General features: G+C 59.1%; 6 protein-coding genes. All 6 read left to right on the forward strand.

The genetic code is table 11. The annotated features are described in order from the left end of the window. Positions 1-706: hypothetical protein (locus H5U02_12430; protein ID MBC7343224.1), on the forward strand; the 706-nt coding region annotated here is incomplete at its 5' end. A gap of 98 nt (positions 707-804) precedes the next feature. Beyond that, the gene (locus tag H5U02_12435) at positions 805-2,232 is read left to right on the forward strand and encodes an amidophosphoribosyltransferase (GenBank protein MBC7343225.1); all 1,428 of its coding nucleotides are present in this window, start codon (positions 805-807) and stop codon (positions 2,230-2,232) included. 4 nt (positions 2,233-2,236) lie between these two features. Beyond that, the gene (locus tag H5U02_12440) at positions 2,237-3,316 is read left to right on the forward strand and encodes a phosphoribosylformylglycinamidine cyclo-ligase (protein MBC7343226.1); all 1,080 of its coding nucleotides are present in this window, start codon (positions 2,237-2,239) and stop codon (positions 3,314-3,316) included. A gap of 155 nt (positions 3,317-3,471) precedes the next feature. Further along, a complete protein-coding gene (locus H5U02_12445) occupies positions 3,472-4,092 on the forward strand; it encodes a phosphoribosylglycinamide formyltransferase (protein ID MBC7343227.1) in 621 nt (206 codons plus the stop codon). Between the two features lie 326 nt (positions 4,093-4,418). After that, positions 4,419-6,011, forward strand: a complete 1,593-nt coding sequence (gene purH / locus H5U02_12450) for a bifunctional phosphoribosylaminoimidazolecarboxamide formyltransferase/IMP cyclohydrolase (protein MBC7343228.1) — start codon at positions 4,419-4,421, stop codon at positions 6,009-6,011. A gap of 227 nt (positions 6,012-6,238) precedes the next feature. After that, on the forward strand, positions 6,239-7,624 hold the full coding sequence (gene purD, locus H5U02_12455; GenBank protein ID MBC7343229.1) for a phosphoribosylamine--glycine ligase: 1,386 nt from the start codon (positions 6,239-6,241) through the stop codon (positions 7,622-7,624). Positions 7,625-8,204: the final 580 nt, after the last annotated feature.

Here is an 8,204-nt window from a genome sequence, read left to right on the forward strand (position 1 = left end):
AACCAATGGCCAGGCGGTTTACCCCACCCCGGTGGTAGGCATGGTAGGGCTGATTCCCGATCTAGACCAGACGGTGGGGGCAGGTTTTAAAGAGCCGGGAGATTTGGTGGTGCTCTTAGGTGAGACCAAGGAAGAGCTAGGCGGGTCGGAATACCTGAAGCTAGTTCACGGCGTGGTGGCGGGCTCACCCCCGGAGCTAGACCTTAGCCGGGAGCGGGCGGTGCAGGAGCTATGCCGGCAGGCCATCCGCAAGGGCCTTTTGCATTCGGCCCACGATTGCTCCGAGGGCGGGCTGGCGGTGGCGCTGGCGGAAAGCTGCCTGTTGGGCGGCTGGGGAGCTGAGACCGAGATAACCCTTGGGCAAGCTGGCGCTGGCCGCCTTAGCTTGGCGGCAGCCCTATTTGCCGAGAGCCAGTCCCGCATCCTGGTTTCTTTGCCGGAGCGGAACCTGGAGGAGTTGCAGAGGCTAGCTGAGGAGCTAGGAGTGCCCCTGCAGGTCTTAGGTAGGGTAAAGGGGAAGCGATTGCGGGTTGCAGTTAAGGACTTGCCGGGGGAGAGCGGAGCTGCTGTGGCCACCAGCGAGACCACCGGTGGGGCCGCCGGTGCGACGCCGCATGATGTGGGCTTGGCAAAGCTAGTTGTTGACTTACCCTTGGAAATAATGGAGCGAGCTTGGCGGGAGGCGATAGCGTGGGCCATGAGCTGAGCTTTTGCCCAAAGGGGTGCCCGGGCAGGGAGAGCAAAGTTGGGCCGGGCGTTAGCCAAACCGGACTAGTACTAGCAGCGGGCGCGGGGGCTTGGGACCTGGATAAGCCTCGGGAGGAGTGCGGCGTATTCGGGATCTATGCTCCAGGCGAAGATGTAGCCCACATCACCTATTATGGTCTCTATGCCCTCCAACATCGGGGCCAGGAAAGCGCCGGGATCGCCGTCTCCGATGGCCAGGAGGTTAAGCTCTATAAGAACATGGGCTTAGTATCCGAGGTCTTTAGCGAGGAGAGGCTGGAACGCCTGCGGGGGCATCTGGCCATCGGCCATGTCCGCTATTCCACTACCGGCTCCAGCATCCCTGCCAACGCCCAGCCCCTTTCCTTTCAATACTTGCGGGGGACGGTGGCCCTGGCTCATAATGGCAACCTTACCAATGCCGCCGAGCTCCGGCGCAATTTGGCCAGCACCGGCTCGGTCTTCCAATCCTCCACCGACAGCGAGATTATCGCCAACCTGATTGCCCGCTACGGGCAAAACACCATCGAGGAAGCGGTCCTAAAGTGCATGATCGACATCAAGGGTGCATATTCCCTGGTGATTATGACCGAAGACAAGCTGCTGGGCGTTCGTGACCCTTACGGCATAAGGCCCCTATGCCTGGGGAAGCTGGGGGATAATTACGTCATCGCCTCGGAATCCTGTGCCCTGGACGTGATTGGGGCGGAATTCTGGCGGGATGTGAAACCCGGAGAGATCGTAATCATCGATGGCCATGGCCTGCAAAGCATCCGGGCGCTGCCGGGGGTGCGCCGGGCGCTCTGCATCTTCGAGTTTGTTTACTTTGCCCGGCCGGACAGCACCATCGACGGCCTGACGGTAAATGAGGTGCGGCGGGAAATGGGGCGGCGCTTGGCCCAGGAAGCCGAGGAGGGAGGGGCCCAGGCCGATATCGTGGTGCCGGTGCCGGATTCCGGCACGGCGGCGGCCATGGGTTATGCCGAGCAATCCGGCCTTCCCTTTAAGGAGGGCTTGATGAAGAACCGCTATATCGGCCGGACCTTTATTCAGCCCTCTCAAAAGATGCGGGATCTAGGGGTGCGCATCAAGCTTAACCCCATTCGCCAGATCCTGAAGGGTCAGCGTATCATCCTGGTGGATGATTCCATCGTCCGGGGGACTACCAGCCGGCAAATCGTGCAGATGCTCCGGGATGCTGGGGTGAGCGAGGTGCATATGGTCATAAGCTCGCCGCCAGTCCTTTACCCCTGCTATTACGGCATCGACACCACCCGCAACGGGGAGCTGATTGCTGCTACCCACTCGGTGGAGGAGATTGCCCAGCTCATCGGGGTGGATAGCTTGCGGTATCTTAGCCTGGAGGGGATGCTGGGGGCCATGGGCCAGGATCCGGGAAGCTTTTGCGCCGCTTGCTTTGACGGTAACTACCCGGTGGAGATACCTTCAGGGCCAGAGGCCGGGAAGCTGGCCTTGGAGCAGAAAGGCGGGGTAAGAAGTGACTAATGGCATGACCTACCGCTCGGCTGGGGTAGACATCGACGCCGGCAACCGCTTGGTGGGGCTGATCCGGAACTTAGTAAAGCCGACTTACCGCCCTGAGGTTCTGGATGAGGTGGGCGGGTTTGGTGGACAATTTCGCCTGGATGTAAGTAAGTATAAGGAGCCGGTGCTAGTGGCCGGGGCCGATGGGGTGGGGACTAAGTTAAGGGTGGCCATGGAGATGGGGGTCCACCATACGGTGGGCATCGATTTGGTGGCCATGTGCGTCAACGATGTTTTGGCTCAGGGAGCTGAGCCTTTATTTTTCTTGGATTACTTAGCGGTGGGAAAGCTAGTGCCGGAACAAGCTGCCGAGATTATAAAGGGGGTGGCGGAGGGCTGCCGCCAAGCTGGGTGCGCCCTCTTAGGCGGCGAGACGGCGGAGATGCCCGACATGTATGGCCCTTCTGACTACGATCTGGCTGGCTTTGCGGTGGGGGTGGCCGAGCGGAGCCGGATCATCGACGGGTCGGCCATTGATGCGGGTGACGCCATCCTTGGACTCGCCTCCAACGGCCTCCATTCCAACGGCTATAGCTTGGCTCGGAAAGTGCTTTTAGGGCCGGTGGAGGATAAACCGGCGCTAGGGCTAGGTGACCCGGTTGCTGAATTAGGGTGCACCTTGGGAGAGGAACTGCTAAAGCCCACCCGCATCTACGTGCCCTTGGTGTTGCCGCTATTAGAAAAATACGAAATCCATGGCCTGGCCCATATTACCGGGGGCGGGTTGGTGGACAACATTGGCCGCATCCTTCCTCCTGGGCTAGTAGCGGTGATCCAAAGGGGCAGCTGGCCGGTTCCTCCCGTCTTTAGGCTGATCCAGGAGCGGGGCCAGGTGATAGAGGCGGAAATGTGCCGGGTATTCAATTTAGGCTTGGGCTATGTAATAGTGGCGCCACCGACGGCGGCGGAAGCGATGGCGGCCGAGCTTTCCCGCCAGGGCGAGCGATGCTGGGTGGTGGGGGAAGTTAAGGACCAGCCCCACCCTGCTGCTGGAGGCAGCCAGAACGGGAAGCATGACTGGCCAAACAAGGTAGTATTTGTGTAAGGTCGAGAAGTGCTCCACGCTGTCACTGGCAGTACGAAGAAATAGTAGCGGTGGCTTTAGGTGGCTCCGCGAAGGGTTACGGAGCGAAGGAACAGCGGGCCAGGCCTGGAGGCAAATGGTATTTCCCAAGGAAGGGCCAGAGATTGTGAGCGCAGGTGCTTAAAGGGGGCGGTAGCTTGAATATTGGGGTGTTGGCTTCGGGACGAGGGACTAATTTGCAAGCCATTATCGATGCCATTGAACGAGGCGAGCTCCATGCCCAGGTGGCGGTGGTGATAAGCGACCGCCGGGACGCCCTGGCCCTCGAGCGGGCTAGGCAGCACGGCATCCCGGCCGTATTCCTGGATCCTAAGCTCTATCCAAGCCGGGAAGCCTATGATCTGGCGGTAGCGGAGGAGCTAAAACGCTACCAGGTAGAGGTGGTAGCGTTGGCGGGTTACATGCGGCTGGTCACTCCGGCCTTTTTAGCCCGTTTTCCCCTGCGGGTGGTAAACATTCACCCCGCCCTTTTGCCCTCCTTTCCGGGGGTGGAGGCCCAGCGCCAGGCGGTGGAATATGGGGTCAAGTACTCCGGGTGCACGGTCCACTTCGTGGATGAGGGGATGGACACCGGGCCCATCATTGCCCAAGCGGTGGTCCCGGTGCGCGATGATGATACCGCCGAGAGCCTGGCCGAGCGCATCCTTAAGGAGGAGCATCGCCTCTACCCCTATGTGCTAGAGCTCATAGCCCAAGGACGGGTGGAGGTGCGGGGACGGAAAGTTTATATTCATTAGGCTCTTTGGCAGTAGCCACTGCCCGCATGAGATGGCATGAAAAAGTGTGTGGATCCGGAAGAAGTATGAAAACGTTGGGGCTGCTGGTGCCAGGCGACTTTGGGCGAGCCTTGCGAGCCGTTGGCGAGACTGAGCCCGGAGGCGGGCCGGAGGACACGATGTCCGGAGCCGGCCACGGACATGGAGGTCCGATTGGCCGGGAAGCCCGCCGAAGGCCGAGGGGGAGCCATACGGATCGCCGGTGAGTCCATTTGGAGCCTGTGCCAGCGCCCCAGCATGAGGCATGTTTCCGGTATACCTATGTGGTGGACGAGGAGGTAGCGAAATTGGCGAAACGGGCGATTATTAGCGTTTCCAACAAGGAAGGCATAGTGGAATTAGCCCGGGGGCTACTAGAGCTTGGCTGGGAGATAGTCTCCACCGGCGGCACTGCCCAGGCCCTGCGGGCGGCTGGCATCCAGGTTACCTACATTAGTGACGTCACTGGCTTCCCAGAAATCTTGGACGGTCGGGTTAAAACCCTTCACCCCAAGGTGCACGGGGGTATCCTGGCCCGCCGTACCCCGGAGCACTTGACCGAGCTGGAAGCCCAGGGGATCATCCCCATCGACTTGGTGGTGGTTAACCTTTACCCGTTCCAAGCGACCATTGCTAAGCCGCAGGTTACGTTGGAAGAAGCGGTGGAGAACATCGATATCGGCGGCCCCACCATGGTCCGGGCGGCAGCCAAGAACTTTGAGTCGGTAGCCATTGTGGTTAACCCAAAGCGTTATCCCCAGGTGCTGGCCGAGATTCGCGAGCAGGGCGAGGTAACCCTGGCTACCCGCCGGCGCCTGGCCTTGGAGGCTTTTCAGCATACCGCCCAGTATGATGCTGCCATCAGCGCCTACTTGGAACAGGCCTTCAGGGAGGTTGAGGCAGCTCGGGCTGAGACCAGGGTCCAGGCTGCGGAAGGCGAGACCATCTTCCCGGAGGTATTGACCTTTAGCGCCGCCAAAGTTCAGGACCTGCGCTACGGGGAAAACCCGCATCAAAAGGCAGCTTTTTACCGGCTCATGAAGGCTCCCGCCTGGACCGTAACTGGAGCCCAGCAGCTACAAGGAAAAGAGCTTTCCTACAACAATATTGTTGACGTTCAGGCCGCCTGGGAACTGGTGCGGGAGCTCAAACCCCCGGCGGCAGTGATAATTAAGCATACTAACCCTTGTGGTGCAGCTTTGGGCAAGACGCTCTTTGAGGCCTATACCAAAGCTTACGCGGCCGATTCGGTCTCCGCCTTTGGCGGCATCGTTGGCCTCAATGTACCCGTTGACCGGGAGACGGCGGAGAAAATGGCGGAAACCTTCTTGGAAGCGGTGATTGCCCCCGATTTTGAGCCTGAGGCTCTGGAGGTGCTGAGCGCCAAAAAGAATCTGCGGCTTCTGCGAACTGGCAGCTTGGGTGAGGGCCAGAGCTTGCCGGGTTTTGACATCAAAAGTGTGGGCGGGGGCCTTTTGGTACAGGAGTGGGACCAAGCTCGGACTACAGCGGCTGACCTTAAGGTGGTGACCGAAAAAGCCCCCACGCCCGAGCAGGTGGAGGAGCTTCTCTTTGCCTGGACTGTGGTCAAGCACGTGAAGTCCAACGCCATCGTGGTAACCAAGGGCGGAGTGACGTTGGGAGTAGGAGCTGGCCAGATGAACCGAGTGGGGGCGGCCAAGATTGCCCTGGAGCAGGCCGGGGAACAAGCCCGGGGAGCGGTCCTGGCCTCCGATGCTTTCTTCCCCTTCCCCGACACCGTGGAAGAAGCAGCCAGGGCGGAGATCGCAGCTATCATCCAACCCGGCGGCAGCGTTCGTGACCAGGAAGCCATCGATACTGCCAACCGCTACGGCCTAGCCATGGTCTTCACTGGACAGCGCCATTTCCGGCACGGGTAAACCGGGTAGCGGGAGCGTAAGGATAACCCAGGCCCGCCCTGACCTTGGCCCTAGGGGGATCAGGTTTTGGAGTTCGGCTGGGTTAGCGGTTGTGTTTACTTTCGCTTTAGCCTTACCGAGGTGAAGCGGTACTAAGATGGGTCTTCGAGAATGTTTTCGTACTCCGTAACGTCACCTAGCCAAATGGTGAAGCGGTACTAAGATGGGTCTTCAAGGGGGGACTAGGTTTGCGCATACTGGTGGTGGGCGGCGGGGGCCGCGAGCACGCTTTGGTTTGGAAGCTCTCCCAGAGTCCAATGGTGGATGCCATTTATTGTGCTCCTGGCAATCCGGGTATAGCTGAGAAGGCATCCTGCGTTCCTATAAGCTCTGAGGACCTGGAGGGGCTTTTGGAGCTGGCTCAGGAGAAGCACATCGATCTTACCGTAGTAGGGCCGGAGGCGCCCTTGGTAGCCGGCATTGCTGACCTTTTCGCCCAACATGGCCTTAGGGTTTTCGGTCCTTTCCAGGCGGGGGCGAGGCTTGAGGGCAGCAAGGTCTGGGCCAAGCAGTTCATGGAGAAGTATGGAATTCCTACGGCTCGGGCCCGCTACTTTAACCAAGCGGCTGCAGCCAAGGCTTATGTTGAAGAGGTGGGAGCTCCTCTGGTGGTCAAGGCTGACGGGCTGGCGGCCGGCAAAGGAGTGACCGTGGCTGCCACCAAAGAGGAAGCCTGGGCCGCGATAGAAAACTGTATGGAGAAAGGGGCCTTTGGAGCGGCCGGGAAAAAGGTGGTAATTGAGGAATTCCTGGAAGGCGAAGAGGTTAGCATCCTCGCTTTTACCGATGGGCACACCATTGTTCCCATGGTCCCTAGCCAGGACCACAAACGGGCCTATGATGGCGATCAGGGCCCCAACACCGGCGGCATGGGCGCCTACTCCCCTCCACCGGCCTATACTGCCGATATTGCTGAGCGGGTGGAAGCGGAAATACTGCAGCCCACGCTCATGGGTCTAGCCGCTGAAGGTATTGACTATAGAGGGGTTTTGTACGCGGGCTTGATAATTACCGCTGATGGGCCCAAGGTCCTGGAGTTCAACGTTCGCTTTGGCGATCCCGAAACTCAGCCGGTGCTTCTCCGCCTGGAAAGCGATCTATTGGAAATCATGTTGGCGGTGGTAGAAAGGCGGCTCAGCGAGGTGGCTCCCCGCATTGGCTGGTCCGACCAGGCCAGCGCTTGCGTGATCCTAGCTTCGGGCGGCTATCCCGGGCCCTATGTTGCCGGCCGACCCATTACCGGCCTGGATGGGCTACCACCAGGGGTAGTAGCCTTTCATGCCGGGACTAAGCGGGTGGATGGCCAACTGGTGACGGCTGGGGGGCGGGTACTGGGGATTAGCGCTTGCGGGCCCACGGTGGCCCAGGCTCTGGATCGGGTCTACCAGGCCATACCCAGCATTCATTTTCAGGATATGCATTATCGGCACGATATCGGCTGGCGGGCCGGGTACCACGGGTGCCAAGCTCAGGCGAGCAGCGGTTTCCTGGCACTGGACGGCCGTGATGGTGGCCCCAGGGCTGGCAATGGCAAAGCCGGTACATGGCCTTTTCGGCTGGGCGGGCCCGACTGAGTCTTCAGGGCCTGGGCTCGTCGAGCCGCCTGGTGGCTAAGGAACCATTGAGGTTATCATGTAGTGAAAAAATTTTCTTAGCTAGCAGGATTCAGTCGAAGAAGGTCGAATAGATTTAACAAGAACTGAACATTAGTTCATCTGGGTGAACAAAATTGCAGGTTGAGCTAAGGTGGTGCTAGTTTGGGGCGGCCGGGAAGTCGAGGGTGAAGATCCATTGCTAAGTATAGGCAGTAAACCTAGTTGATGATTAAGCAACAACCCGGCTGCAGTCCGAGCGACATAATTAGCAAAGGCAGTAGCAATCATTCTTGTCACCTTCTCGGTTGCCCCTAACTTTTTTAGCTGAAGGCTGGCCTCAGGCCGAGGGAGGATTTGGTAGGCAGGGCTAGTCTCTTCCGGTCGGCATATGTCTGTAGATAACGGGCAGGCAAGGCAACCTTAAAGGTGTAAAGGAAATCTGTCAGCTATTGGTTTTGCATATAGAACTTAGTTTATCTGTCTGTATTTACCGAAAGGATTGGCTTTGGGAAAGGAGAAACCATTTGCGAATGGGGGCAATGAAGTATGGCCGTTAGAA

Source organism: Clostridia bacterium, assembly GCA_014360065.1.
Taxonomy (GTDB): domain Bacteria; phylum Bacillota; class DSM-521; order Neomoorellales; family JACIYF01; genus JACIYF01.

What these genes read in the sequence shown, in the direction of transcription:
- H5U02_12440 (MBC7343226.1), top strand. Translation starts at nt 2,237, where the DNA reads ATGACCTACCGCTCGGCTGGGGTAGACATCGACGCCGGCAACCGCTTG.